General features: G+C 71.5%; 23 protein-coding genes. 9 read left to right on the top strand and 14 right to left on the bottom strand.

What is annotated here, in order from left to right:
• Window positions 1-7 precede the first annotated feature (7 nt).
• Both EJF31_RS11490 and EJF31_RS11485 read right to left on the bottom strand, forming a co-directional pair.
• Window positions 8-1000 carry a DUF2332 domain-containing protein gene (locus EJF31_RS11490; RefSeq protein WP_125037164.1) on the bottom strand — a complete coding sequence of 331 codons (993 nt, stop codon included), beginning with the start codon at window positions 998-1000 and terminating at the stop codon, window positions 8-10.
• Window positions 1001-1026: 26 nt separating this feature from the next.
• Entirely contained in the window at window positions 1027-2496 is a 1470-nt protein-coding gene (locus EJF31_RS11485; protein ID WP_125037163.1) for an NAD-dependent succinate-semialdehyde dehydrogenase, read from the bottom strand.
• A 342-nt stretch (window positions 2497-2838) separates the two neighbouring features.
• On the opposite strand from EJF31_RS11485, the gene EJF31_RS11480 reads away from it, so the two are divergent.
• Complete coding sequence (locus tag EJF31_RS11480) at window positions 2839-4932, top strand: elongation factor G-like protein EF-G2 (RefSeq protein ID WP_125037162.1); 2094 nt, start codon at window positions 2839-2841, stop codon at window positions 4930-4932.
• A gap of 84 nt (window positions 4933-5016) precedes the next feature.
• The gene (locus tag EJF31_RS11475; RefSeq protein ID WP_125037161.1) at window positions 5017-6024 is read left to right on the top strand and encodes an ABC transporter permease; all 1008 of its coding nucleotides are present in this window, start codon (window positions 5017-5019) and stop codon (window positions 6022-6024) included.
• A gap of 18 nt (window positions 6025-6042) precedes the next feature.
• On the opposite strand, the gene EJF31_RS11470 is transcribed toward EJF31_RS11475, so the two are convergent.
• The gene (locus EJF31_RS11470; RefSeq protein ID WP_125037160.1) at window positions 6043-7938 is read right to left on the bottom strand and encodes a penicillin-binding transpeptidase domain-containing protein; all 1896 of its coding nucleotides are present in this window, start codon (window positions 7936-7938) and stop codon (window positions 6043-6045) included.
• A gap of 37 nt (window positions 7939-7975) precedes the next feature.
• Window positions 7976-8926: an SGNH/GDSL hydrolase family protein gene (locus EJF31_RS11465; RefSeq protein ID WP_125037159.1), complete on the bottom strand. Its 951-nt coding sequence runs from the start codon at window positions 8924-8926 to the stop codon at window positions 7976-7978.
• Between the two features lie 113 nt (window positions 8927-9039).
• On the opposite strand from EJF31_RS11465, the gene EJF31_RS11460 reads away from it, so the two are divergent.
• Window positions 9040-10251: a YibE/F family protein gene (locus tag EJF31_RS11460; RefSeq protein ID WP_125037158.1), complete on the top strand. Its 1212-nt coding sequence runs from the start codon at window positions 9040-9042 to the stop codon at window positions 10249-10251.
• Window positions 10252-10264: 13 nt separating this feature from the next.
• On the opposite strand, the gene EJF31_RS11455 is transcribed toward EJF31_RS11460, so the two are convergent.
• The 3 genes from EJF31_RS11455 to EJF31_RS11445 form a co-directional block, all read right to left on the bottom strand.
• A complete protein-coding gene (locus EJF31_RS11455; protein WP_125037157.1) occupies window positions 10265-12022 on the bottom strand; it encodes a DEAD/DEAH box helicase in 1758 nt (585 codons plus the stop codon).
• Between the two features lie 77 nt (window positions 12023-12099).
• On the bottom strand, window positions 12100-13920 hold the full coding sequence (gene glmS, locus EJF31_RS11450) for a glutamine--fructose-6-phosphate transaminase (isomerizing) (RefSeq protein WP_125037156.1): 1821 nt from the start codon (window positions 13918-13920) through the stop codon (window positions 12100-12102).
• Window positions 13921-13933: 13 nt separating this feature from the next.
• The gene (locus EJF31_RS11445; protein WP_125037155.1) at window positions 13934-14197 is read right to left on the bottom strand and encodes a hypothetical protein; all 264 of its coding nucleotides are present in this window, start codon (window positions 14195-14197) and stop codon (window positions 13934-13936) included.
• A gap of 261 nt (window positions 14198-14458) precedes the next feature.
• Here EJF31_RS11445 and EJF31_RS21850 point away from each other — a divergent pair, with 261 nt between their 5' ends.
• The 4 genes from EJF31_RS21850 to EJF31_RS11430 all read left to right on the top strand — a co-directional run bounded on the left by EJF31_RS21850 (window position 14459) and on the right by EJF31_RS11430 (window position 17561).
• On the top strand, window positions 14459-14596 hold the full coding sequence (locus EJF31_RS21850; RefSeq protein WP_182541769.1) for a hypothetical protein: 138 nt from the start codon (window positions 14459-14461) through the stop codon (window positions 14594-14596).
• A 79-nt stretch (window positions 14597-14675) separates the two neighbouring features.
• Window positions 14676-15857, top strand: a complete 1182-nt coding sequence (locus EJF31_RS11440) for an acyl-CoA dehydrogenase family protein (protein ID WP_125037154.1) — start codon at window positions 14676-14678, stop codon at window positions 15855-15857.
• A 120-nt stretch (window positions 15858-15977) separates the two neighbouring features.
• The gene (locus tag EJF31_RS11435; protein ID WP_125037153.1) at window positions 15978-16583 is read left to right on the top strand and encodes a YceI family protein; all 606 of its coding nucleotides are present in this window, start codon (window positions 15978-15980) and stop codon (window positions 16581-16583) included.
• An 84-nt stretch (window positions 16584-16667) separates the two neighbouring features.
• Complete coding sequence (locus tag EJF31_RS11430) at window positions 16668-17561, top strand: GNAT family N-acetyltransferase (RefSeq protein ID WP_125037152.1); 894 nt, start codon at window positions 16668-16670, stop codon at window positions 17559-17561.
• Window positions 17562-17564: 3 nt separating this feature from the next.
• Here the strand turns inward: EJF31_RS11430 and EJF31_RS11425 are convergent, their stop codons facing one another.
• From EJF31_RS11425 to EJF31_RS11410, 4 genes are read right to left on the bottom strand one after another with little or no spacing between them, the layout of a single operon-like run.
• Window positions 17565-18164, bottom strand: a complete 600-nt coding sequence (locus tag EJF31_RS11425; protein ID WP_125037151.1) for a hypothetical protein — start codon at window positions 18162-18164, stop codon at window positions 17565-17567.
• On the bottom strand, window positions 18161-19378 hold the full coding sequence (locus EJF31_RS11420) for an acyl-CoA dehydrogenase family protein (RefSeq protein WP_260430784.1): 1218 nt from the start codon (window positions 19376-19378) through the stop codon (window positions 18161-18163). Before EJF31_RS11420 ends, EJF31_RS11425 begins: the two co-directional genes overlap by 4 nt.
• A gap of 23 nt (window positions 19379-19401) precedes the next feature.
• Window positions 19402-21039 (bottom strand): monocarboxylate uptake permease MctP, encoded by a 1638-nt coding sequence (mctP, locus tag EJF31_RS11415; RefSeq protein WP_125037149.1) that lies wholly within the window; start codon window positions 21037-21039, stop codon window positions 19402-19404.
• A complete protein-coding gene (locus EJF31_RS11410) occupies window positions 21036-21308 on the bottom strand; it encodes a DUF3311 domain-containing protein (protein WP_125037148.1) in 273 nt (90 codons plus the stop codon). Before EJF31_RS11410 ends, mctP begins: the two co-directional genes overlap by 4 nt.
• A gap of 94 nt (window positions 21309-21402) precedes the next feature.
• Between EJF31_RS11410 and EJF31_RS11405 the strand changes: the two genes are divergently transcribed.
• On the top strand, window positions 21403-22176 hold the full coding sequence (locus tag EJF31_RS11405) for a hypothetical protein (protein WP_125037147.1): 774 nt from the start codon (window positions 21403-21405) through the stop codon (window positions 22174-22176).
• A 169-nt stretch (window positions 22177-22345) separates the two neighbouring features.
• Here the strand turns inward: EJF31_RS11405 and EJF31_RS11400 are convergent, their stop codons facing one another.
• From EJF31_RS11400 to EJF31_RS11390, 3 genes are read right to left on the bottom strand one after another with little or no spacing between them, the layout of a single operon-like run.
• Window positions 22346-22921 (bottom strand): DUF5655 domain-containing protein, encoded by a 576-nt coding sequence (locus tag EJF31_RS11400; RefSeq protein WP_185736214.1) that lies wholly within the window; start codon window positions 22919-22921, stop codon window positions 22346-22348.
• 22 nt (window positions 22922-22943) lie between these two features.
• Window positions 22944-23363 (bottom strand): DUF1707 domain-containing protein, encoded by a 420-nt coding sequence (locus EJF31_RS11395; protein WP_221767529.1) that lies wholly within the window; start codon window positions 23361-23363, stop codon window positions 22944-22946.
• Complete coding sequence (locus EJF31_RS11390) at window positions 23360-24055, bottom strand: PadR family transcriptional regulator (protein ID WP_125037146.1); 696 nt, start codon at window positions 24053-24055, stop codon at window positions 23360-23362. The genes EJF31_RS11395 and EJF31_RS11390 overlap by 4 nt, the downstream gene beginning before the upstream one ends.
• Before the next feature lie 418 nt (window positions 24056-24473).
• Here EJF31_RS11390 and EJF31_RS11385 point away from each other — a divergent pair, with 418 nt between their 5' ends.
• The gene (locus EJF31_RS11385; RefSeq protein ID WP_260430783.1) at window positions 24474-25661 is read left to right on the top strand and encodes an HNH endonuclease signature motif containing protein; all 1188 of its coding nucleotides are present in this window, start codon (window positions 24474-24476) and stop codon (window positions 25659-25661) included.
• Window positions 25662-26499 lie beyond the last annotated feature (838 nt).

Here is a 26499-nt window from a genome sequence, read left to right as displayed (position 1 = left end):
GAGCGGTCTAGCCGAACCACCGCATCGACCGGCCGTGGCCGTGCGTCCACGCCACCACCTGCCCGTCGACGCCGAGCACGAAGGTCGGCCGCTCCGCGGCCACGTCCGGGCCGGTCGCGGTCACGCGCGGCAGCACCCGCTTGCCCTCGTTGGAGACCCAGTGGCAACGGCCCTCGGCCACCAGCCCGGTCATCAGGTCGTGGAAGCGCTCCCGGTCGTCCGGCTCGAGGTAGGCGATCACGGCCGAGTGGAACACCACGACCGGCGCGTGCGCGGCGGCGCGCTCGACCAGCGCGGGCAGCTCCTCGAGGAGGTCGCCGCGGACCAGCTCGGGCGGGTCGGTGCGGGCCATCTCGATGGCCGTGACCAGCCGCTCCCGACGGTCGTCGTGCTCGGGCCAGACCAGGGTGGTCAGCCAGCCCATCTCGTCCTCGTCGGTGACGTCGAGCGGGTTCAGGTCGATGCCGCCCCGCCACGCCACGGACGGGATCCCGACCGGACCGGTGAGGTCGCCCTTCACCCGGCAGGACAGGCGCGGGCCGACGCCGGCCTCGACCACCTCGTCGACCTCGCCCTCACCGACGGACCAGGCGTAGGACCAGCGATCCGGGTAGAGGCACAGGCCCGCGCTCGCGCCCACCTCGAGCAGCGCCACCGGACGACCCCGCGCCACCCGCGCGAACGCCGGCACGAGCGTCGCCAGCCGGCCGACCTCGTTGGTCTGGGTGGCGCGCGCCAGGATCGTGGCGCGGATCGAGCCGTCGTCGCCGAGCAGGGCGTCACGGAGGCCGGCGTACGGGCCGGGGGCGGGGACGCCGTGCCAGCGCGCGGCGGCGAAGACCAGGTTGGGCTGCTGCTTGATCTGCGGCAGGCCGCCGATCCAGGCGAGCACGTCGGGATCCTCGACCACGCCCCGGGCCCACGCCTCGAAGCACGGGGAGTCCCCGGCGTACGACGCGAAGTCGGCGTACTGATCGGCCACCTCGGCCCACAGCTCCATGGCGCCATCCTGCCCGGGGGCCGGCCTCAGCCGGCAGGCAGGTTGACGTACGTCGTCTCGAGGTACTCCTCGATGCCCTCGAAGCCGCCCTCGCGCCCGAACCCGCTGGCCTTGACGCCCCCGAAGGGTGCCGCCGGGTTGGAGACCAGGCCGGTGTTGATCCCGACCATGCCGTAGTCCAGCGACTCCGCCAGCCGGATCGTGCGGGCCAGGTCGCGGGTGTAGGCGTAGGACGAGAGGCCGTACTCGGTGTCGTTGGCCCGCGCGACGGCCTCCTCCTCGGTGTCGAAGGTGGTGATGGGCGCGACCGGCCCGAAGATCTCCTCCGCGTTGATCGCCGACTCGGCCGGCACGTCGAGCAGCACGGTCGGGGGGTAGAAGAAGCCGGGGCCGTCGGGGGCCTGGCCGCCGCAGACGACGGTCGCCCCGTCGTGGATCGCGTCGGTGACCAGCTGGCTGACCGACTCGACCGCCTTCTCGTCGATGAGCGGACCGACGTCGACGCCGTCGTCCTGGCCGCGGCCGACGGTCAGCGCGCCCATCCGCTTGCCGAGCTTCTCGGCGAACTCCGCGGCCACCGAGCGGTGCACGAGGAAGCGGTTGGCGGCCGTGCAGGCCTCGCCCATGTTGCGCATCTTGGCCAGCATCGCGCCGTCGACGGCCGCGTCGACGTCGGCATCCTCGAAGACCAGGAACGGCGCGTTGCCGCCGAGCTCCATGCTGACCCGCAGGAGCTGCTCGGCGGACTGGCGGACCAGCACCTTTCCGATGCCGGTCGAGCCCGTGAAGCTGACCTTGCGCAGGCGGTCGTCGGCCATCAGCGCCTCGCTCACCCCGGCCGCGTCGGTGGTCGGCACGATGTTGAGCACGCCGTCGGGCAGGCCGGCCTCGGCGAGCACGCCGGCCAGCGCCAGCATCGTCAGCGGCGTCTGGTGAGCGGGCTTGACCACCATCGTGCAGCCGGCCGCGATGGCCGGGCCGATCTTGCGGGTGCCCATGGCGAGCGGGAAGTTCCAGGGCGTCACGAACAGGCACGGTCCGACCGGCTTCTTCAGGGTCAGCAACCGGCTGCCGCCCGCCGGGGCCTGCATGTAGCGGCCGTGGATGCGCACCGCCTCCTCGGCGTACCACCGGAAGAACTCGATGCCGTAGGCCACCTCACCGCGCGCCTCGGCCACGGTCTTGCCCATCTCCAGGCTCATCAGGGCCGCGAACTCGTCGGCCCGTGCCGTGACCAGCTCGAAGGCGGTCCGCAGGATCTCGCCACGCTCGCGCGGCGGCGTCCGGGACCACGAGCGCTGGGCCGCGACGGCCGCGTCGAGGGCCTCGATCGCCTCACCCGCCGAGGCGTCGGCGACGGTCGTGATGACCGACCCGTCAGCGGGGTCGATGACCTCGAACCGGTCGCCGCTGTCGGCCTCGCGCCAGCTGCCGCCGATGAGGATGCCGCGCTGGTCCGGAGCCAGCAGGTCGAGTGCAGGAGTGTGAGCGGTCATGGGGCCACCCTTGCACCCCAGAGGTTGGCCGAAACAGGGGACAGCGTCGGCGGGTTCGTGGGATTCTTCGGTTGTCGACCTCGGAGGGAGCACCCTGTCGTCGGCAATGAACCCCTTGCTGACCCCATGCAGCGAGGGGTTCACCCTCGCTCGGCCCCGGGCACGTCCCCACGCATCCGGGCCAGCCATGCACGCACGCGGGGTCGACCGGCCGCTGCCCGGTCCCCCGCGTGCGTGTGCGTGCCCGCTTTCCCCAAATCCCCCCTTGCGCGCGGGCTCCAACAGGAGTTGCCTCGGAGACACGGCACCCGCACCCGGCCGGTGCCGGGTCGGAGGTGCGTGATGGCCGAGAAGGGAAGCTCCCGGAGAGCATCGGGCCACGATCTGGAGGCGAGCAGCCCCGATCGGATCCGCAACGTCGTGCTGGTGGGCCCGAGTGGCTCCGGCAAGACCACGTTGGTCGAGACCCTGCTCGCCGCCTCGGGCGCCGTCACCCGCGCCGGCTCGGTCCGTGACGGCACCACCGTCTGCGACTTCGAGGAGTCCGAGCAGGCCCACGGCCGCTCCATCTCCCTCGCCGTCGCTCCGCTCGTGCACGCCGGCACCAAGGTCAACCTCGTCGACACCCCCGGGTACGCCGACTTCGTGGGCGAGCTCCGGGCCGGGCTGCGGGCCGCCGACTGCGCGCTGTTCGTCGTGGCCGCCAACGAGGGCGTCGACGAGGCGACCCGCGTGCTGTGGGCCGAGTGCGCCGAGGTCGGCATGCCGCGCGCCGTGGTGGTGGCCAAGCTCGACCAGGCTCGCGCCGACTACGACGGCGTGCTCCGCCAGACCCGGGAGGCGTTCGGCGAGCGGGTGATGCCGCTCTACGTCCCCGTCCGCTCCGGCGACGAGGTCGTCTCCCTGACCGGCCTCCTGCCCCCCGGCGACGACGAGCACGAGGAGCTCCGCGGCGAGCTCATCGAGGGCGTGATCGAGGAGTCCGAGGACGAGACCCTGATGGACCGCTACGTCGGCGGCGAGGTGATCGGCGAGGACGTGCTGACCTCCGACCTCGAGCGGGCCGTGGCCCGGGCGACGTTCTTCCCGGTCGTGCCGGTCTGCTCGACCAGCGGGGTCGGCTGCACCGAGCTGCTCGACCTCGTGGTGCGCGGCTTCCCCTCCCCTGTCGAGCATCCCGCTCCGGAGGTCTTCACCCCCGCCGGCAAGGCCGCCGGCACCCTCACCTGCGACCCCGAGGGCCCGCTGGTCGCCGAGATCGTCAAGACCACCAGCGACCCGTACGTCGGTCGCCTCAGCCTGGTCCGGGTCTTCTCGGGGACCCTGCGCCCCGACCAGCCGGTGCACGTGTCGGGCCACGTGACCTCGTTCTTCGGCGACGGCCACGGGCACGAGGACCACGACGAGGACGAGCGGATCGGCGCGCTGGCGCACCCCTTCGGCCGGGCCCAGGTGCCGGCCGGCCGGATCATCGCCGGCGACCTGTGCGCGATCGGGCGGCTGACCCGGGCCGAGACCGGCGACACCCTGTCCCCCATCGAGGAGCCGCGGGTGCTGCGGCCCTGGACGATGCCGGAGCCGCTGCTGCCGGTCGCGATCGTGGCGCACAGCAAGGCCGACGAGGACAAGCTCTCCCAGGCGCTGGCGCGCCTCGGCGCCGAGGACCCGTCGCTGCGGATCGAGAACAACTCCGAGACCCACCAGCTCGTGCTCTGGTGCATGGGCGAGGCGCACGCCGACGTGGTGCTCGAACGCCTCACCTCGCGCTACTCCGTGCACGTCGACCAGGAGCCGTTCCTGGTCTCGCTGCGGGAGACGTTCTCCGGACCCGCCAAGGGCCACGGCCGGCACGTCAAGCAGTCCGGCGGGCACGGCCAGTTCGCCGTCTGCGACATCGAGGTCGAGCCGCTGCCCGAGGGGTCGGGGTTCGAGTTCGTCGACAAGGTGGTGGGCGGGGCGGTGCCGCGGCAGTTCATCCCGAGCGTGGAGAAGGGCGTCCGGGCGCAGATGCAGCGCGGGGTCCGCAACGGCTACCCCGTCGTCGACCTCCGGGTCACCCTCACCGACGGCAAGGCGCACAGCGTCGACTCCTCCGACATGGCGTTCCAGACCGCCGGCGCGCTCGCCCTGCGCGAGGCCGCCGCGACGACCACCGTCACGATGCTCGAGCCCTACGACACCGTGACCGTCGTGGTGCCCGACGAGCTGGTCGGGCCGGTGATGAGCGACCTGTCCGCACGCCGGGCCCGGCTGCTCGGGACCGACCAGGCGGCCGACGAACGCACCCAGGTGCTGGCCGAGGTGCCGCAGACCGAGCTGGTCCGCTACGCCGTCGACCTCCGCTCGGCCACCCACGGCGCCGGCACGTTCACCCGCACCTTCGCCCACTACGAGGCCATGCCCGACGACGTGGCGCGCTCGATCGGCCCCAAGTGATCGACTTCGGGGCGCCGGTGCAGTAGAACTGCCGGGTTCCCGGCGCCGTCGGGTCACCACCGCGTGTCCCTGGGGGGAGCTCGAATGTTCGGTTACGTCGTCAAGCGGATGCTCGCCGGGATGGTCGTGGTCGTCCTGGTCTCCATGGCGATCTTCGTGCTGTTCTGGTACGGCCCCTCGAGCCCCGCCCAGCCGATCTGCGACCGCGAGACCAGCAACCGGTGCACCCCGGTGCGGCTCGAGCGGTTCGAGCACTCGCTGGGCTACGACAACCCGATCTACGAGGAGTACGGCAGGTACGCCCGGGGCATCTTCGTCGGGCGCACCATCACGATCGGCCCCACGGCGTACACGTGCCCCGCTCCGTGCCTGGGCTTCTCCTACCGCACCAAGGTCCCGGTGTGGACCGAGATGAAGAGCCGGCTCCCCGCCACCTTCTCCGTGGCCGTCGGCGGCGGCTTCCTCTACCTCGCCTTCGGCATCCCGATCGGGGTGGCGGCCGCCCGGCGTCGCGGCAGCGTCGCGGACAAGGCGCTGGTCTCGAGCTTCCTGGTCATCAGCTCGATTCCCTACTACCTCTTCGCCCTGCTCGCGTGGCTCTACTGCACCGTCATCTTCGAGGTGCCGGGGTTGGGCAACCCCGGCTACCACCCGATCACGGCGAATCCCGCGAAGTGGTTCTCCGGCATGATCCTGGCCTGGGTGGCGCTGGGCATCTACGGCTGCACGGAGTTCACCCGCTTCAGCCGCGGCGCGATGGTCGAGGCGCTCAGCGAGGACTACGTGCGCACGGCCCGGGCGAAGGGCCTGACGCCGCGGAGCGTTGTCTACAAGCACGCCCTGCGGTCGGCGCTGGTGCCGGTCGTGACGATCTTCGGGCTCGAGTTCGGGGGGCTGCTGGCCGGCACGATCTTCACCGAACGGATCTTCGACATCCAGGGCATCGGCTTCTGGAGCGTCCAGGCGGTCGGCGCCCGGGACCTGCCGGTCGTGTCGGCCACCGCGCTCTTCAGCGCGGTGGTGCTGATCGTCTCCAACATCCTGGTCGACGTCGTCTACGGCATCCTCGACCCGCGCGTGCGGCTGTCCTGATCCCGCGGGTCGCCCGCGTCAGCGGGCGGCCCGGAGGAACGCCTCGAGGATCGGGCCGGCGGTGCCGGAGCCGGACTCGCCGATGTCGACGAAGACCGCCACGGCCAGATCGCCCTGGGCGGCGATCATCCAGGCGTGGGTGAGCACCTTGCCGCCGTCGGACTCGAACTCCGCGGTGCCGGTCTTGGCGATCACCGGCGGGCCGGGCACGTCGAGCAATCCGCGGCCGCTTCCGTTGAGCACCACGCCACGCAGCATGGACTTCAGCGCGGCACCCTCCCCGGACGTCAGCTTCTCAACCCCGTCGGGCGGCGCCACGTCGACCGACTCCACCAGCCGCGGCACCACGAGCCGGCCGGACTGGACCGAGCCGATCACCGCGGCCATCGCCACCGGCGAGGCGAGGATCGTGCCCTGCCCGATCATGTCGGCGGCGGCCTCGGTCTCCGACGCGGGCGGCTCGACGTTGCCGAAGTACGCCGGGAAGCCGAGGTCGTGGTCGACGCCAAGCCCCAGCGACGCGGCGGCGTCGACGAGGCCCGACCGGCCGAGCTTGCCCGCCTGGCTGATGAAGGCGGTGTTGCAGGAGTTGGCCAGCGCGGTGCGCAGGGGGATCCGGCCGATCCCGGTCGCGGGGTAGTCGGAGTAGTTCTTGAAGGTCTTGCCGTCGACCGTGATCGTCGGCGTGCACGGCACGACGCTGTCGGGGGTGAGCCCGGCCCGGAGCAGCGCGAGGCTGCTGACGCTCTTGAACGTCGACCCGGGGGCGAACTGCCCGTAGGTCGCCATGTTGTAGCCATTCGTGCCCGGACCGTTGGCCGCGGCCAGGATGTCGCCGGTCGAGGGCCGGAGGGCGACGATCGCGCTCGCCGGACCGACGTCGGCGAGCAGTCGCTCCGCCTCCAGCTGGAGGTCGACGTCGAGGCTCAGCCGCAGCGGTGTGCCGGCCTGCGCCGCGACCCGGAACAGCTCGGTCCCGCTGCCCTGGCCGTCGACCCGCTCGACCACCGCGCCCTGGACGCCGCGGAGCTGGTCGTCGTAGCGGGCCTGGAGTCCGGAGGTGCCGGCCTCGTCGCCCGGGTGGTAGGTGTCCGGGTCGTCCTTGATCATCTCGGCCGTCACCGGGCCGACGCGGCCCAGGATCGGCGCGGCGAACTCCTTGGTCGGCGCGAGCGGCAGCTCGCCGGAGACCGACAGCACCCCGGGGATGTCGTCGACGCGCGCGAGCGCCCGCGGCACCTCGCCCTGCCGGTAGACGATCGCCTCGACGAAGGCCTTGTCCCCCGAGGCCTCGACCAGCTTGGCGTAGGCCTTCGGGTCGATGCCGACCAGCGCGGCCAGGCGCCGCGCCGCGTCGCCGGCCTTCTTCGCCGGCACCTGCGAGCGGTCGATCCCGAACCGCATCACCGGCCGGTCGGTGACCAGCTTGGTCCCGTGGGCACCGACGACGGGCCCGCGCCGGGCCGCGATCGGCGTGACGTCGAGCCGCTGCCCGTCCTCGAGGTCGCCCTGCACGACGGCGGGGTCCCAGTCCACGAGCCACTCGTCGTCGACGAGGGTCCAGTCGGCGGTCGTGGTGTAGGTCCACTCGTCGCCGGCGATCGGCCAGGTCCACTGCAACGTGGCCTTCGCGGTGTCGCCGGACTCCACCACCTCGCTCGCGGCGACCGACGGGGTCACCTCGCCCATGCCGGCGACGAGCGTCGCGTAGTCCTGGGTGACCGCGTCGGGGGTGCCGCCGTGAACGCCGACGTCGCCGAAGTCCCCCGAGGACAGCGCGCCCGCCAGGGTGTCGGCGGCCTCGCTCGCGTCCGGTCCGGTGACCTTCTGGGCCGCGTCGCAGCCCCCCAGCAGGCCGACGGCGAGCAGCCCGGCGGCGAACGTGGCGGTGGCGGTCCTGGTGTGGCGACGCATGGCCCGGTTCTACCAGCCGTCGCCGACGCAGCGACGATCAGCGGCGCGTCGGCACCACCGGCGCGCGGAACGACTCGGGCTCGATGGCGGCGTCGAGGTCGGCGTACCGCCGCTGTTGTACGGCGATGGCCGGTCCCTGCGCCCTGGCCGCGGCGACCGTGGCGGCGGTGACCGTCAGCGGGGCGCCGGTGAGCAGCGGGCTGACCAGCGGGGCGTAGCCGGAGGAGTGCCCGGACCGGTTGGGGTGGTAGCTCTCGCTGATCGGGTTGGACAGCCCGTTGAGCCACTCCACGCTGTCGCAGACCGCGTGGCCGATGAACGCGTTGGTCGGGTTCGCGAAGGCGAAGCCCCGGGCCGACGCGGCGCTGGCCAGCTTGGAGTTGAGCAGGTCGGCGGTCTGGTTGAGCCGGGTCTCCTCGGCCGGGCTGAACCACGTCGCGGCGTTGCAGTCCTCGCCCTGGAAGAGCCGCGGGTAGCCCACGACGACGACCTTCGCGTTGGCCGCCCGGGACCGGATCGAGGAGTAGAGCGTCGCGAGCGCGCCCGGGAGCGTGTTGTTGATGTAGGCCTGCGCGGTGTTGATGGCGCCGTCGCAGTTGCTCGACCACCAGGGCTGGGCGCACTCGGTGAGCACGTCGCTGAACCCGGCGTCGTTGCCGCCGACCGAGATCGTCACGTAGCTCGTCGACGCCGTCAGCGCCGAGAGCTGACTGTTGGTGACGTCGGGGATCTTCGCGCCCGAGCAGGCCCGGAAGTTCAGGGCGTAGCCGCGGGCCGCCGCGATCAGGCTCGGGTAGGCGTAGGTCGAGCGCTGGCACGACGTGCCGTCGCTGATGTAGCTGCGGGTGCCGACGCCCGAGGAGTAGGAGTCGCCGAGGGCGACGTACACGGGAGCGGCGGCGGTGGCCGGCGCGGCCGGGACGAGCAGGGTCGCGACGGACGAGGCGAGGAAGGCAGCGGTGGCGAGAAGACGCGGGCGGACACGCACGAGGACCTCCGAGAACGATCGAGCGGCCACCCGATGTGACCGGGATCACTCAAGCACCCGTCGGCCCAGCTGACCAGAGGCAGGTCGGCGTGGTCTGGGCGAGGATGTCGGGCATGGGTCACGGACACTCGCACCGCGCCGGTCGCGACCACCACGGGGACGACGGCGTCACGGTCGCCCGCACGCCGCGCACCGTCCTCCTCACGATCCTCGTGGCCGTCGCCGCCGCGACGATCGCCGGGCTCGTCCTCCTGTGGCCCGACGCGGGCAAGGCCGACGCGATCACGAAGTCGGTCGCGTACGCCGCCCCGGGCGCGACGTTCCCCGACGCCACGGTCGTGTCGGTCGAGAAGCCCTGCGCCCGCGACGGGTCCGGCGACCAGACCGCGTGCGGTCATCTGAGCGCCACCGTCGCCAGCGGCAAGGACACGGGCACCAAGGTCTCCGTGGTCGTCCCGCCCCAGGTCGCCGCGGCCGGCCTGTCGGCCGGCGACACCGTGCAGCTGCTGCGGTCCCCGCCCGCCCAGGGCCAGCCGGCGCAGTTCTCCTACGTCGGCACCGAGCGCTCGGGACCCCTGTGGGTGCTGGCGATCGCCTTCGCCCTCGTGGTCGTGGCGGTCGCGCGGCTCCGCGGCCTGCTCGCGCTCGTGGGGCTGGGCGTCAGCGGGGTCGTGATCTGGAAGTTCGTGCTGCCCGCGCTGCTCACCGGCGAGTCCGGTCTCCTGGTCGGCCTGGTCGCCTCCGCCGCGATCATGTACGTCGTCCTCTACTCCACCCACGGCCTGTCGATGCGGACGAGCGCCGCCCTGGCCGGCACCCTGGCCGGCGTCGCGATCACGGCCGGGATCGGCGTCTGGTCGGTCGGGGCGACCCACCTGACCGGCGTCGACGACGAGAGCGGCAGCGTCCTGAGCGGCTTCGTCAACGACCTCGGTTACCAGGGGCTGCTCACCTGCGCGATCGTGATCGCGGGGCTCGGCGTGCTCAACGACGTGACGATCACCCAGGCCTCGGCGGTCTGGGAGCTGCGCGGCGCCGCGCCCGAGATGCGGCGCCGCGCGCTCTTCGCCAGTGGCATGCGGATCGGGCGCGACCACATCGCCTCGACGATCTACACGATCGTCTTCGCCTACGCCGGCGCCGCCCTGACCGTGCTGCTCGTCATCCAGCTCTACGACCGGTCGCTCGTCGACCTGCTCGTCACCGAGGAGATCGGCCAGGAGGTCGTGCGGGCGCTCGCGAGCAGCATCGGCCTGGTGCTGGCCGTGCCGCTGACGACGGCGATCGCGACGCTGACGGTGCCGGGAGCCCGGCGCCGCTCGTAACGCCGGGTGACGCTCAGTGGCGCGGCTTGCGGCGCGGCTTGCGGTCCTCGAAGTCCCGCGAGCCGCCGGAGCCGTTGTCGAGCTCGATCTCGATCAGCTTGCCGGAGATCCGGGTGGTCGACAGCTTGTCGAACACGTCGGCGCCGAGGCCCGCGGGCAGCTCGACGAGCGAGTGGTCGCCGCGGATGTCGATGTGGCCGAAGTCCTGACGGCCCAGGCCGCCCTCGTTGGCGATGGCGCCGACGATCTGTCGGGGCTCGACCTTGTGGCGCTTGCCCACCGAGATCCGGTACGTCGCCATCGGCACGTCGGTGCGGCCGCGCGGCTTGCGCGCCGGGCGGTCGCCACGGTCGGCACGGTCGAACCGGTCGCCACCGCGGTCGTCGCGACGCGGGCGCTCCTCGCGCACGGGCGCGGGCTCGTCACGCGGGTCGAGCAGCAGCGGGGTCTCGCCCTGCGCGACCACGGCCAGCGCGGCGGCGACGTCGACCTCGGGCACGTCGTGCTCGCTGACGTAGTGCTTGATGATGTCGCGGAACTTGTCGATCCGGCTCGTCTGCGACAGCGCGGTGGTGATCGCGTCGTCGAAGCGGCTCAGCCGCGTGACGTTGACGTCCTCGACCGACGGCAGCTGCATCTGGGTGAGCGGCTGGCGGGTCGCCTTCTCGATGTGCTTGAGCAGGTAGCGCTCGCGCGGGGTCACGAACGAGATCGCCTCACCGCTGCGGCCGGCGCGGCCGGTGCGGCCGATCCGGTGCACGTAGGACTCGGTGTCGGTCGGGATGTCGTAGTTGATGACGTGGCTGATCCGCTCGACGTCGAGGCCGCGGGCGGCGACGTCGGTGGCCACGAGGATGTCGAGCTTGGCCGCCTTGAGCTGGTTGACCGTGCGCTCGCGGACGTTCTGCTGCACGTCGCCGTTGATGGCGGCCGCGGAGTAGCCGCGGGCGCGCAGCTTCTCGGCCAGCGTCTCGGTCTCGTTCTTGGTGCGGACGAAGACGATCGTGCCCTCGAAGTTCTCGACCTCGAGGATGCGCGTGAGGGCGTCGACCTTCTGGGGGTAGCTCACCATCAGGTAGCGCTGGGTGATGTTGGGCGCCGTGGCCGTCGTGTTCTTGACGGTGATCTCGACGGGGTCCTTGAGGTACTGCTGCGAGATGCGGCGGATCTGCTTGGGCATCGTGGCCGAGAACAGCGCGACGTTCTTGTCCACCGGGGTGTCGGCGAGGATCGTCTCGACGTCCTCGGCGAAGCCCATGTTGAGCATCTCGTCGGCCTCGTCGAGCACCAGGAAGCGCAGCTCGGACAGGTCGAGCGTGCCCTTCTCGAGGTGGTCCATGATCCGGCCCGGGGTGCCGACGACGATGTGGACGCCGCGGCGGAGCGCGGAGAGCTGCACGCCGTAGCCCTGGCCGCCGTAGACGGGGAGGACGTGCACGCCCTTCATGCGCGCGGCGTACTTCTCGAACGCCTCGCAGACCTGGAGCGCGAGCTCACGGGTCGGCGCGAGGACCAGCGCCTGCGGGGTCTTCTGGGACAGGTCGAGGCGCGACAGGATCGGCAGCGCGAACGCCGCGGTCTTGCCGGTGCCGGTCTGCGCCAGGCCGACCACGTCGCGCCCCTCGAGGAGCGGCGGGATGGTCGCGGCCTGGATCGGCGAGGGAGTCTCGTAGCCGACGTCGCGCAACGCCTTCAGCACTGCCTCGTCGAGTCCGAGGTCCACGAAGCTCGGGGTCGCCTCGCCGGTGGGCTCGTTCTCGTCGTTGCTCATGGACACCGACGTTAGTGGGTGTTGCGCCTCACGCGGGATTCCAGGTCGCGGAGTCCTTCGTCACGCCCGGACCGGCTTCACTCGACGGTGACCGACTTGGCCAGGTTGCGCGGCTTGTCGATGTCGTGGCCGAGGTGGAGCGCCGCGTGGTAGGCCAGCAGCTGCAGCGGCACCGTCAGCAGGATCGGGTCGAGCTCCCGCTCGTTGCGCGGTACGTCGATGCGCAGCGCGGCCACGTCGCCGAGGTCGACGTCCTCGTGGGTGATGACCACGAGCGGGCCGCCCCGGGCCGCGATCTCGTGCAGGGCGCCGACGTTGCGGTCGGTCAGCTCGTCGGAGGGCACCAGCGCGACGGTCGGCACCTCCTCGCTGATCAGCGCGAGCGGGCCGTGCTTGAGCTCGGAGGTCTGGTAGGCCTCGGCGTGCCGGTAGGAGATCTCCTTGAACTTCTGCGCGCCCTCACGGGCGACCGGGAAGCCGCGCACCCGGCCGACGAAGAACAGGCTCTCGGCGTCGGCCAGCGTCCGCGCCACCTCGGCCAGCTCGTCCTCGCGGTCGAGGATCGCCTGGATCTGGTCGGGCAGCCGGGTCAGGCCGGCGATCAGCCGCTTGCCGTCGGCGATGGACAGGTCGCGCACGCGGCCGAGCTGGAGGGCCAGCAGCGAGAACCCGATGAACATGTTGGTCAGCGCCTTGGTCGAGGCGACCGCGACCTCGGGGCCGGCGTGCAGGTAGATGCCGCCGTCGCACTCGCGCGCGATCGCGCTGCCGACCACGTTGACCAGGCCGATCACCCGGCCGCCCTTGCGGCGGATCTCCTGCACGGCCAGCAGGGTGTCCAGGGTCTCCCCCGACTGGCTGACCGCGACATAGAGGGTGTCCGGCTCGATGATCGGGTTGCGGTAGCGGAACTCGCTGGCCGCCTCGGCGTCGGCGGGGATCCGCGCCAGCTCCTCGATCAGGGCTGCCCCCATCTGCCCGACGTAGTAGGCCGACCCGCAGCCCAGGATCTTCACGCGGCGGATCGCACGCGTCTCGCGCGCGTCCATGTTGAGGCCGCCGAGGCGGGCCGTCCCGAACCGCTCGTCGAGCCGGCCGCGCAGGACCCGGTCGGCCGCGGCCGGCTGCTCCTGCATCTCCTTGTGCATGAAGGAGTCGTGCTCGCCGGCGTCGTACGACGCGGGGTCGACGTCGACGTGCTCCGCGAGCTTGTGCGTCGTCGACAGGTCCTGGCGGTAGGTCGTGAAGCCGCCGGCCGTGAGTGTCGCGAGCTCACCGTCGTCGAGGTGGGCGACCGTGGTCGTGTAGCGGACCAGCGCGGCCAGGTCGCTGGCCACGTGCATCTCCTTCTCGCCCACGCCGATGATCAGCGGGCTGCCGTTGCGCGCCACGACGATGCGGTCGGGGAAGTCGGCGTGCAGCACGGCCACGCCGTAGGTGCCCTCGATGGCGGCCAGCGCGTCGCGGACCTTGCCCTCCAGGGTGTCGGCGCCGGAGCGGGCGACCAGGTGGGCGAGCACCTCGGTGTCGGTGTCGGAGGTGAGCTCGACGCCGTCGTCGGTCAGCTGCTGCCGGAGCGCCGCGGCGTTGTCGATGATCCCGTTGTGGACCACCGCGACCCGCTGGGCCTCGTCGGTGTGCGGGTGCGCGTTGGCGTCGTTGGCCGGCCCGTGGGTGGCCCACCGGGTGTGGCCGATGCCGACCTGGCCGGTGAAGCGCTTGGGCAGGCCCTCGGTCAGGTCCCGCACCCGGCCGGCCTTCTTGGCGACCTTGATCCCGCTCCCCCCGAGCACGGCGACGCCGGCCGAGTCGTAGCCGCGGTGCTCGAGCCGGGTCAGGCCCTCCAGCAGCAGCGGCGCGGCCTGCTGGGTGCCGATGTAGCCGACGATTCCGCACATCTGTGGTTCTCCCTCATCCATACACGAGTCGGCGCAACTGCCGCTCGCTGAGCTGCGGAGCGGCCACCACGCGGGCGGCCAGCTCCTCGGCGATCCGGGCGAAGATCTCGGGGTTCTTCGCGCCGTAGGTCTTCAGGTCCGCGTGCCGCCGCCGGACGTAGTCCTCCACCGGCTCGGCGTGGAAGGCGACCACGTCCTCCACCACGCGGGTCGCCTCGGCCGGGCTCAGTCCGGTCGTGGCGACCAGGTGGGAGATCAGCGCGGCGTCGACGGGCACGCACCGATGGTGGACCGGACCAGTCGCAACGGCAACTTCCTGCCCGAAATCGGGCAGGAATCGACACATGTGGTCCAGATCCCCCGTACGGCGGTATGTGGCCGACCCCCTGTGGATGCCCGAAAGGGAGCAAGGAGGCCCGTGTGAGCCGCCTGCGGCGGTCCAGATGGAGCAAATGTGCCGACATTCGCCGAAATGTCACCCCCCGGGTGGGTGTGCGCTACTCTTGGTGAACAGAAGGTGAACGAAAGGTGTCCCATGATGAACACGCAGATGACCGCCGGTCTCGTCCAGACCTGGGTCAGCGTCGTCGACGCGCGTGGTCGCGAGCACCTCGAGGCTCGCTGGGTCAGCCCGGCCCCGCAGGCCCCGGCGCAGACCCACGTCCACGCCGCCTGACGCACCCACCCAGCACCGGAGCCGCGACCCCCACCGGGGGTCGCGGCTCCTGCACTTCCGGGGGCGCCATGATGGGCGCATGACCCGCACCCCGCTCTCCCTGCTCGACACCGACTCCCTCATCGGCGACGACGACCGCGCGATGCGCGACACGGTCCGCTCCTTCGTGGAGGAGCGGCTCAAGCCGGAGATCGCCGGCTGGTACGAGAACGCCGACGTCCCGGTCCGCGACCTCGCGCTCGAGTTCGGCAAGCTCGGCCTGCTCGGCATGCACCTCGAGGGCTACGGCTGCGCGGGCACCAGCGCCACGGCGTACGGCCTGGCCTGCCTGGAGCTCGAGGCCGGCGACTCCGGACTGCGCTCGATCGTGTCGGTGCAGGGCTCGCTGGCGATGTACGCGATCTGGAAGCACGGCTCGGACGCCCAGAAGGACGAGTGGCTGCCGCGGATGGCCACCGGCGAGGCGATCGGCTGCTTCGGGCTGACCGAGCCCGACTTCGGCTCCAACCCCGGCGGCATGCGCACGCGGGCCAGGCTGGACGCCCCGGGAAATCCGCAGAGTGACTGGGTGCTGACCGGCAACAAGATGTGGATCACCAACGGCACCGTCGCCGACGTCGCGGTCGTCTGGGCGCGGACCGAGGACGGCGTGCGTGGCTTCGTCGTCCCGACCGACACCCCGGGCTTCACCGCGACGGAGATCAAGCACAAGATGTCGCTGCGGGCGTCGGTCACCGCCGAGCTCTCCCTCGACGAGGTGCGGCTTCCCGCCTCCGCGATGCTTCCGGAGGCCCGGGGCCTGTCCGGCCCGCTGTCCTGCCTGACCGAGGCGCGGTTCGGCATCATCTTCGGCTCGCTCGGCGCGGCCCGTGACTGCCTGGAGACGACCATCGCGTACGCCGCGGAGCGCGAGATCTTCGACCGCCAGCTGTCGTCCTACCAGCTCACGCAGGCCAAGCTCGCCGACATGTCCGTCGAGCTCGGCAAGGGCATGCTGCTCGCACTGCACCTGGGGCGACTCAAGGACGAGGGGCGGCTGCCGGCCGAGGCGATCAGCATCGGCAAGCTCAACAACACCCGCGAGGCGATCGCGATCGCGCGGGAGTGCCGGACGATCCTGGGCGCCGCCGGCATCACGCTGGAGTACCCGTTGATGCGGCACGCCAACAACCTCGAGTCGGTGCTGACCTACGAGGGCACGTCCGAGGTGCACCAGCTCGTCATCGGGCAGGCCCTCACCGGGGAGTCCGCCTTCCGCTGACCCGATTGCTCGTGAGTGTGGTCCAGATCACAGTCTGCCGGGAATGAACCGGACCGAGGTCCGGTTCTACTGATTGAAAGTTGTACAAAGACCCCGACAAGGCAGACCAGGAGCACCCCCATGAACTTCTTCAACCGCAGCAGCAAGACCGCCGTCCTCGACCACGCCTTCGACGCCCCCACCACGGTCGTCGAGGACATCACCGGCGACTACACGATCGACCCGACCCACACCCGCCTCGGCTTCAGCGCCCGCCACGCGATGGTCACCACCGTCCGCGGCCAGTTCACCGACTTCGCCGGCACCGCGCACATCGACACCGCGAACCCGGCCGCCTCGAAGGTCGAGCTCACCATCCAGACCGCCAGCATCGACACCGGTGTCGCGGACCGCGACGGCCACCTGAAGTCCCCCGACTTCTTCGACGCCGAGGCCAACCCGACCATCACCTTCGTCTCCACCAAGGTCGAGCGCGACGGGGACGACTGGACCATCGCCGGCGACCTGACCATCAAGGGTGTCGCCAAGCCGGTCACCATCGAGTTCGAGTCCACCGGCTCGGCCCAGGACCCCTTCGGCAACCTGCGTGTCGGCTTCGAGGGCGCGACCTCGATCAACCGCAAGGACTGGGGCCTGAGCTGGAACGCCGCGCTCGAGACCGGCGGCGTGCTCGTCTCGGAGAAGGTCAAGCTCGAGTTCGACGTCTCGGCGATCAAGAACGCCTGATCTGCGGGGCCGGTCAGGACCACCGCACGGGTCGCCCATGAAAATGGGCGGCCCGTTCGGCACTTCTGTGGCTTCATACCTCCCATGAGCATCCCGTCCGGCTACACCACGCGCCCGCTCGAGCAGGGCGACGCCACCGCCGTCTTCGAGCTGATGGCCGCGCAGGAGCGGCACGACATCGGCGAGGCCGTGATCGAGGAGGCCGACATCGTCGGCGACTGGGCCCGCCCCAGCCACGACCTCGGCGCCAGCTCGCTCGGCGTCTTCGACGGCGACCACCTCGTCGGCTACGGCGAGGTCGTCGGCCACGAGCGCGGTGACGCCGCCGTCCACCCCGACCACCGCGGCCGCGGCCTCGGCACCGCCATCGCCACCTGGATGCAGGACAAGGCCCGCGAGCGCGGCTACTCCGTCATCGGCATGCCGGTCCCGGCGGACTCGCCCGGGGACCGTCTCCTCGAGGCCCTCGGCTACCACGTCCGCTGGAACAGCTGGGTGCTCCAGCTCCCCGAGGGCGCGACCATCCCGGACCGCGAGCTCCCCGAGGGCTACGCCGTCCGCGCCGCCGAGGAGTCCGAGTACGCCGCGTGCTGGACCGTCCAGGAGGACGCCTTCCTCGAGTGGGCCGACCGGGACCGCGAGCCGTTCGAGGACTGGCGGGCCGAGATCGTCGGCCGCCCGGGCTTCGAGCCGTGGCAGCTGCGCTGCGTCACCGACGCCTCGGGCGCGGTCGTGGCGATGGCCAACGTCCAGCTCGGGCCCGGCGGCGGCTTCATCGCCCGGCTCGCGACCGACAAGAACGAGCGCGGCCGCGGCCTGGCGCAGTGCCTGCTCGTCGACTCCTTCCGCGAGGCCGTCGCGCACGGCGCGAAGAGCTGCGAGCTGTCCACCGACTCCCGCACCGGCGCGCTCAGCCTCTACGAGAAGGTCGGCATGGTCGTGACGTCCAACTGGGTCAACCGGGCGATCGCCCTGTAGGCCTCAGACCTCGATGGTGCTGACCACGCGGGTGACCGACGGGCGCCGCGGGGCGGAGCTGAAGCCGTAGCGGCACGGCGGGTCGACGGGGGCGAGGTCGCCCAGGTCGGCGCCGTCGAACGAGCCGCTGGCCCCGGTGAGATCGTGCAGGTCGGTGGCGCCGTACCACTCGCGACGACCGCCGCGCGCCGAGCCACGGGTCCGGACCCCGCGCATCACGATCCGGGCGCCGGGGTCGGTCACCGTGCACCACGCCGGGTGCTCGGCGATCCGGCGCGGCACGGCCCGCAGCACGTGGCCGACGGGCCGGCGGCGGCCGAAGACCAGGTCCAGCGCCAGCGAGGGCGACCGGACGTCCCAGCCGCGCGGGGAGTCGGTGACGGCGAAGGGCTCGACGCGCACCTCGTCGAAGAAGTACGTCGCGTCGAGCAGGTCGGCCACCTCGCGGTTGGGCGCGAGGAGGACCCGATGCCCGTCGGGGGTCTCGACCATGGCGTCGGCGAACGCGCCGTACGGCGTGTCCTCCCAGCGGCCCACGACGACGCGCGTGCCGCTGGTGGAGCCGAGACCCGCGATCCGGCCGGCGAAGCGGAGCCGGGTCACCGGATCGGGGCGCCCGAGATGGCGCGGGCGATGACCAGGCGCTGGATCTCCGAGGTGCCCTCGAAGATGGTGTAGATCTTGGCGTCGCGGGCCATCCGCTCGACGGGGTACTCCCGGGTGAAGCCGTTGCCGCCGAGGATCTGCATGGCGCGCTCGGTGACCTTCACGGCCGTCTCGCCGGCGAAGAGCTTGGACATCGAGCCCTCGGCCTGGTCGAAGCGCTTGCCGTTCGCCGCCAGCCACGCTGCACGCCACACCAGGAGGCGGCTGGCCTCGATGGAGGTGGCCATGTCGGCGAGCATGAACGCGATCGCCTGGTTCTCGATGATCGGCTTGCCGAACTGCTCGCGGGTCTTGGCGTAGTCCAGGGCCACCTCGTAGGCGGCGCGCGCGATGCCGATCGCCTGGGCGCCGACCGCCGGGCGGGTCCGCTCGAAGGTCGCCATGCTGGCGTTCTTGCCGCCGCTGGAGCCGCCCTCGCGGGCCCGGCCGAGGCGGGCGTCGAGCTTGTCCTTGCCGCCGAGGAGGCAGCGGCCCGGGACGCGCACCTGGTCGAGGACGACCTCGGCGGTGTGGCTGGCGCGGATGCCGTGCTTGTGGAACTTCTGGCCCTGGCTGAGCCCCTTCGTGCCCGGCGGCACGATGAAGCTGGCCTGGCCGCGGGTGCGCAGCTCGGGGTCGACGACCGCCGTGACGACGTGGATGTCGGCCAGGCCCCCGTTGGTGGCCCAGGTCTTGGTGCCGTTGAGGACCCACTCGTCGGTGGCCTCGTCGTACGTCGCCCGGGTGCGCATCGCGCCGACGTCGCTGCCGGCGTCGGGCTCGGAGGAGCAGAACGCGGCCAGCTTGAGGTCACCCGGGCTCCCGAACATCTGGGGCACCCACTCGCCGACCTGCTCGGGGGTGCCGTTGGAGCTGACCCCGGCCGCGGCGAGGGCGGTGCCGACGATGGACAGGCCGATGCCGGCGTCGCCCCAGAAGATCTCCTCCATGGCGATCGGGATGCCCAGGCCCGTCTCGTCGAAGCTCTGGGTGGCGAAGAAGTCGATCGAGTAGAGCCCGATCTTGGCCGCCTCCTCGAGGACCGGCCACGGGAACTCCTCGCGCTCGTCCCACTCGGACGCGGCTGGTCGGATCACCTCCGCCGCGAAGTCGTGGACCCAGGCCTTCAGGTCGAGGTGGTCCTGGCCGAGTTCGAACGATGGGGTCGTCACGTCCTCGACCATACCGATCCGGGTCAGGCGTGCACCGGCGCGTGGACGTCGAGCTCCTCGGCGACACCCTCCTCACCGACGTCGGCGGTGTAGTCGTCGGCGTGCGTCTGGTCGACGCCCGCCCCGACACCGGCGGCGCGGAGCACCACGGTCAGCACGACGGCCACGAGCAGGTTGGCCAGGAAGGCGATCAGCGCGATGTAGACCTTCGTGTCGGTGCCCGGGAAGAGCACCAGCGGGCCGCCGAAGTGGCTGGACGGGTCGGTCGGCAGCGGGACGCCGTACGCGAGCCAGGTGCCGTAGGCCATGCCCACGGCCCAGCCGGCCAGCACCGCCCACCGGTGCAGCCAGCGGGTGTAGAGCCCGACCACGATCGCCGGGAACGTCTGGAGGATCCAGACACCGCCCAGCAGCTGCAGGTTGATCGCGAACTGGTCGGACAGCGCCAGCACGAAGACCAGCGCGCCGAACTTCACCAGCAGCGAGACCACCTTGCTCTGCGTCGCCTCCTGCTTCGGCGTCGCCGCCGGGTTGATGAAGGCCTTGTAGACGTTGCGCGTCCACAGGTTGGCGGCCGCGATCGACATGATCGCCGCGGGCACGAGCGCGCCGATGACGATCGCCGCGAAGGCGACGCCGGCGAACCACGCGGGGAACTCGTTCTCGAACAGCTGCGGCACCGACTGCTGCGGGTTGTCGACCTTCACGCCGGCCGCGATGGCGACGAACCCGAGCAGTGCGAGCAGCCCCAGCAGGAAGGAGTACGCCGGCAGCAGGGCCGCGTTGCGCCGGATCACGCTGCGGCTGCGGGTGGAGAGGACGCCGGTGATCGAGTGCGGGTACATGAACAGCGCCAGCGCCGACCCGAGGGCGAGCGAGGCGTAGGCCCACTGGGCGGCACCCGGCGGGATGGTGCCCTTGCCCGGCACCGTGCCGGCCGCGACCGCGTCGGCGTTGTCGGTGTTGAACGAGTTGAAGCTGTCCTGGGCTGCGCTGAAGATGTGGCTCCAGCCACCGACCTGCGAGGGCAGGTAGAAGACCGCCACGAGGATCACGATGTAGATCAGCGTGTCCTTGACGAAGGCGATCAGCGCGGGAGCGCGCAGCCCCGAGGAGTAGGTGTAGGCCGCGAGCACGGCGAACGCCAGGAACAGGGGCAGGTCCTGGACGAACCAGTTGTCGCTGCCGGTGCCCAGGCCCATCACCTCGAGCACCACCTGCATGCCGACCAGCTGGAGGGCGATGTAGGGCATCGTCGCGAGCAGGCCGGTGACGGCGACCGCCAGGCCGAGCCCCTTGGAGTCGTAGCGGCCCTGCACGAAGTCGGCCGGCGTGACGTAGCCGTGCTTGTGCGAGACCGACCAGAGGCGCGGCAGGAAGAGGAAGATCAGCGGGTAGATCACGATCGTGTAGGGCACCGCGAAGAAGCCGACCACGCTGCCGGCGTACAGCGTCGCGGGGACCGCGATGAAGGTGTACGCCGTGTAGATGTCGCCGCCGATCAGGAACCACGCGACGAACGTGCCGAAGCCGCGGCCACCCAGCCCCCACTCGTCGAGGCTGTCCAGCGACTCCGCCCGGCGCCAGCGCGCGGCCGCGAAGCCGAGCACGGTGACCAGCAGGAACAGGAAGACGAAGACTCCGACCACCACGCCGTTCATCGCCGGTCCCTCCGCTCGAGGCGGGCCGCGCGGTCGCGGGCGTCGGCCTTGGTCGACACGACGTAGGCGCTGAGCGTCAGGATCGCCGCGCCGATGATCAGCGCGAACTGGAACCAGTAGTAGAAGGGGAACCCGAACAGCGTCGGGTCGGCCTTGTCGTAGAGCGGCACCAGCAGCGGGACGACCACCGCGGGGACGAGCAGGCAGTAGATGAGGACCCAGAGTCCTCGCGAGGATCCGCCGTTCGGGCGGTCGGACGCGTCGGTCATGTGCACCTCCGAGATAGGTGACCGACGTGTACCCCGACCCCGGGCCACCAAAACCGGGTCGCCCCGGGGCCGACGTGCTCCTAGGGTCTGCTGCGTGCCGACTGATCTCTCCCGCTACGACGACTGGCTGGCCTGGCTGGCCGCGACCGGCGAGTCCGACCCCGACGTCCTCTGCATCTGGGTCGGCGGCTCCGCCGCCACCGGCGGGTACGACGAGTGGTCGGACCTCGACCTCGACGTGCTCTGCACGCCGGGAACGGTCAACGACGTCTACGACCGGCTGCTCACGCGGATCCGTGCCGACTTCGACGTCGACCACGTGTGGGAGCTGCCGCTCTCGGCCTGGCCCGACGGACGCCAGTGCTTCGTCAACCACGCCCCGGACCCCGGTGCACTGACCGCGCCGACCCGGATCGTCGACCTGCACCTGTCGGACCTCTCCGACGAGCACCGGCACGTCGACGTACGCCGGCACGGCACGCCCATCGTCATCCACGACCCGGAGGGGCTCGTGGTGCTGCGGCACGACGACGAGGAGGCGCTGCAGCGGTCGATCGAGGAAGCCGTCGACCAGATCGCCCAGCGCACCGCGACGTCGGAGTGGCTGGTCAACCGGGCGATCCGGCGCGGGCAGGCGGCGGAGGCGACCCAGTTCTACCTGGCGTTCGGCTTCACCCCGCTGGTCCGGCTGCTGCGCGTGAAGCACTGCCCGTGGCGGCACGACTTCGGGCTGCGCTACCTGCACACCGACCTGCCGGCCGACGCGGCCGAGCGGCTGACGGCGCTGCTCCCGGGCGCGGGCGACCCGGAGGAGCTCTCGTCCGCCTGTTTCACGTGGACCCGGGAGCTGCTGCGCGAACGCGCATGACCGACCCCCTGCCCGATGCGGGGGGAGCTTCGGGCAGGGGGTACGGCGCGCTGCGGTGGCGCTCCTGCCCGAGACCGGCCGACGCCCCCGACGTCCGGCAATCGGACGGTAACCCCGGGGGTGGGGGTGGCGGAAGCCTCGTCGTGAGGTGGTCTCGACCGGCTGGAGCTCAGCCGTTCTGGTCGTACGCCGCCCGCGCCAGCGCCTCGACCTCGTCGGTGAGGTCGTCGGTGCTCGTCAGCCCGATCTTGTGGGTCGACTGGCCGGGGGCGGTGGCGGGCGTCAGCAGCGGCGCATCGGGGGCGTCGGTGAACCGCAGCCCGAGGTCGACACGCGTGCGGGTGGCCGCCGCGACGGCCGCGAACTGCCGGCGCCGGACGAACGGCGTGTAGCCGCCGCGCCCCTCGACCGACACGTCGTCGCCGAGCGACTCGAGCACGGCCCGGACCGCGTCGAAGACCGACCGCATGCCGGCCTTGGGGCCGGCGTACTGGCTGTCGATGTAGCCCTCGACGTCCGGCTCGACCCACCCGTTGCGGCGGGCCGCCTCGAAGGCGATCGCCCACTGGGTGTTCTGCAGGACGCCGTGCGCGTCCTTGAGCCAGGCGCGCACCGCCTTCTGGTCGAGCGGGTCGACCCCGCTCGCCTCGACCGCGGCGACCCACTCGTCGAGCGTGCGGCCGGTGCGCTCGGCCATCGACTCGGTGACCGCAGCCATCATCTGCTCGGGGGACTTGGCGCTCATGGCGCCGAGCCTAGGGCGTTCGTCAGCAGCGACGCCCGCGGGCGAGCGGGTGGTGGCGGTGGTGGCGGGTCGACACGAACCACCACACCAGCAGCCCGAGCACGATCAGCGGCAGGTGCGTCACCACGGTGAAGACCAGCAGGATCGCCAGCACCACGAAGACCGGACCCGGGATGCCCCGGCGGAACGGGCCGCCGCGGCGGACGTCGTACGACGGGCGGCGCGGGGCGGTGAACGGCGCGCGCTGCTGGGTGCGGCCGAACTGTCCGGGCAGGTCGGCGAAGATCGGGGTCAGCTCGCCGCGCGTGCGGGCCGCCCAGACCTGGTCGAGCCGCTCGGCGTGCTCCTCGGCGGTGAGCCGGCCCTGGGCGTAGTGCTCGCCCAGCTCGGACGCCGCCTGCTCGCGCTCGGCGTCGCTCATCCGCAGGTGCTGCTCGCTCACTGTTCCTCTCCGTTCTCCTCGGCGTCCGCGGCGTCGCCCTCGGCCAGCAGGCCGTAGAGCTTGCGGCGGGTCTCGATGAGGACCTCGATCGCGTCGCGGCGCTGCTTGTCGGTGCCGGTGGTGACGATCTGCCAGACCGCGCCCATGACCTGGCCGATCTCCGGCTTGAGGTCGCCGTAGTCGGGGCGTCGCTGGCTGCGCCGCTCGAACGGCGCCCACACCGAGGCCAGCTCGTCGGGGTTGGCCTCGACGTACGCCGCACCCTCGTCGGTGAGGTGGAGCGTGACCCGCCCGCGGACGTCCTCGGTCCGGATCAGGCCCTCGTCCTGGAGCTGCTGGATCGTCGGGTAGACCGAGCCCGGGCTCGGCCGCCACTCCCCGCCCGACCGCTCGGCGATCTGCTGGATCACCTGGTAGCCGTTCATCGGCTCACCGGACTCGGCGCCCGTGGCGACGACGTCGATGATGGCGGCGCGTACGTCGCCCCGACGGACCCTCGGTCCGCGCTGCTGCTCGCCCTGGGCCAGCCCGAAGAGGCCGGCGACCCACGGCGGCGGGCCCTGGCGTCCGGAGCGGCCGAAGCCGTCCGGTCCACCCGGCCCGAAGCCGCCCCAGCCGCCGCGGTTGCGGTGCTGGCACCACTCCTGCTCGGCGTGGGCGGCCCACTGTCGGTTGAATCCCTTGTGTCCCATGACAGGACTCCTTTCAATGGTTCGGAGTATCGCGTCACGGCGACTGTTCGGCGACTGTCGGCGACTGTTCGCGATATATCGTTATCGTAGATCGCGGTCGGGGCGCACACAAGGGCATTCCGAGGCCTCGTTCGCCGACGTGTGGCTGCGGGACCTCGCGCCTTCGGCGCGTATTTCTAGAATTTGGGTGGTCACCGCAGGGTTCGCACGAGGTGCCTCCGGACCCTGATTCGCGGCTTTCGGTCGCTTTGCTCGACCGCTCGATCGAGGTTTCTAAATTCTTTCGATTCTTTACCTTTCTCCGGCCGAAATAGGGGCTCTGGCCTGCGGTTTTGTCGGTGGTCCCTGCTGGAATTGATCCATGACAGCGATGGTCACCCAGCCTCCTCGACACCAGGTGTCGCGCGCTGTCGAGACCATGCAGTCGAAGCTTTCGAAGCTTTCGGAGCTGGCGGATGTGGCGTTGTGGTCGATGTCGCCCGAGGAGTCCGCGGCGACCCTGACGGCGGTGACCCGGCTGTCCGCCCAGCTCGCCGAGCTGGAGATGCGGGTCGCCGAGCACGCCAAGACCGTCGGCGTCGGGGAGTCAGTGGGGGCGACGTCGACGGCGAACTTCTGGGCGCACGCCACCCACCAGACCCGGACCGCCGCGCACGGGAAGATGCGCCTCGCGGTCGCGCTGGCTGCGCGTCCGGCGTTGCGTTCGGCGGTCGCCGCGGGCGACGTGCTGGTCGACCAGGCGAGGGTGATCGTCGACGCGGTCGAGGTCCTCCCGGCCGAGCACCGCGACGAGGCCGAGGCGATGCTGATCAAGTTCGCCGCCGAGCACGACGCGCAGGCGTTGAAGAGGTTGGGTCGGCGGATCCTGGAGCTCCTCGACCCCGAGGCCGCCGAGGCACACGAGGCCAAGCAGCTCGAGGACGAGGAGCGCGCTGCCGCGATGTCGACCAGGCTGACCATGACCGACGACGGACACGGCAAGGTCCACGGCCGGTTCACGCTGCCCTCGGCGCAGGCGGCGATGTTGAAGAAGGCGCTGCTGGCGTTCGCCGCCCCGAAGCATCGCGCCGCGGTCGACGGTTCAGTTGGGGAACGTCGGCCGTCGGCGGAGCGGATGGGACAGGCCTTCGTCGAGCTGATCGAGCGGTACCCGACCAAGAAGCTTCCCAAGGCCGGCGGCGTCAGTGCCACGGTCGTGGTGACGATGGACATCTCGACCCTGATGGGCGGGCTGAAAGCTGCCTCGTTGGACACCGGTGAGCGGATCACCGCCGGCCAGGCGCGCCGCCTCGCCTGTGAGGCGGGGATCATCCCCGCCGTGCTCGGCGGGAAGTCCCAGGTCCTCGATCTGGGCCGGAAGCGCCGGTTCCACACCGAGTCGCAGCGGATCGCGATGGCCATCGAGCAGGGCGGCTGCAACGCCCAGGGATGTGACTGGCCGCCGGGCCTGTGTCACGGGCACCACCCCATCCCCTGGAGCCAGGACGGGGAGACCAACAAAGACGGGATGCTGCTCTGCCCGCACCACCACGCCCGGGCGCATGACCCGAAGTTCACGATGACCAAACAGACCGGCGGGAAGGTCGCCTTCAACCGGCGGACATAGGCCGACGTACGACCAATTCTGTGAACCTTGATCACGGCGGTCGAGCCAGGCGACCGAAAGTCGGCAAGCAGGGCCCGGAGGCACCTCGTGCGAGCCCTGCGGTGACCACGTAATTCTCTGAACCGCGCCGTAGGCGCGGCCAACTGCACCCGACGGCGGTGAACCAGGCCCCGGGTCTGCGGCGGACATGAACCCGCCTGGTCGTGCAGGATGCGCTCACGCGTCGTTCCAGCTCTCGGGGGTCCTCATGCTCAACGGAAAGTCGGCTGCGCCGTGGCGCGGTGGCTCACGGATGCGACGGGTCTCGGGCGCAGGCGCGTCCGTCCTCGTCCTGAGCTGGGCGGCCACCTCACCCTGGTCGACGCCGCCGATGCTGGGGGGCCCGCTCGGGCCCGGGGGTGACTCGGCCACGTCGTGCATGGCGAAGCACAACGCGACCGACATGGTGGTCGGGCTCGATGTCGTCCAGAACGCCTCGGACGAGCCCGTCACACTGGACCGCGCCCAGCTCGTCGGGGCCACGGGAGTCACCCTCACGGCGGCACGTGTCGCCGACGTGAGCGGCGACCAATCGCTGTTGGGGCACGTCCAGGGGGACCCTCCGCGGGAGATGAGCGACGAGCAGCGCCTGCTGGTGCGGTCCAGCCGGCCGTTGAGGGGCTTCGCCCTGGCCCCCGCGTCGACCGGCGCTGTCGACAACGTGCTCATGTACCTCCACCTGGGCGATCCCGAGGTGACCGCCGAGATCGAGCACCCTGCGGGTCTACTACCACCAGGGCTCCCGCCACTACGTCTGGCAGGACAACGCGCACTTCATCCTCGCCGCCGGGCCGGGGTG

Origin of the sequence: Nocardioides sp. LS1 (assembly GCF_003865225.1) — a bacterium.
GTDB classification, from domain to species: Bacteria; Actinomycetota; Actinomycetes; order Propionibacteriales; family Nocardioidaceae; genus Nocardioides; species Nocardioides ginsengisegetis.
The sequence above is the reverse complement of the archived record's forward strand: the minus strand, read 5'-3'. Positions and strand labels throughout refer to the sequence as shown.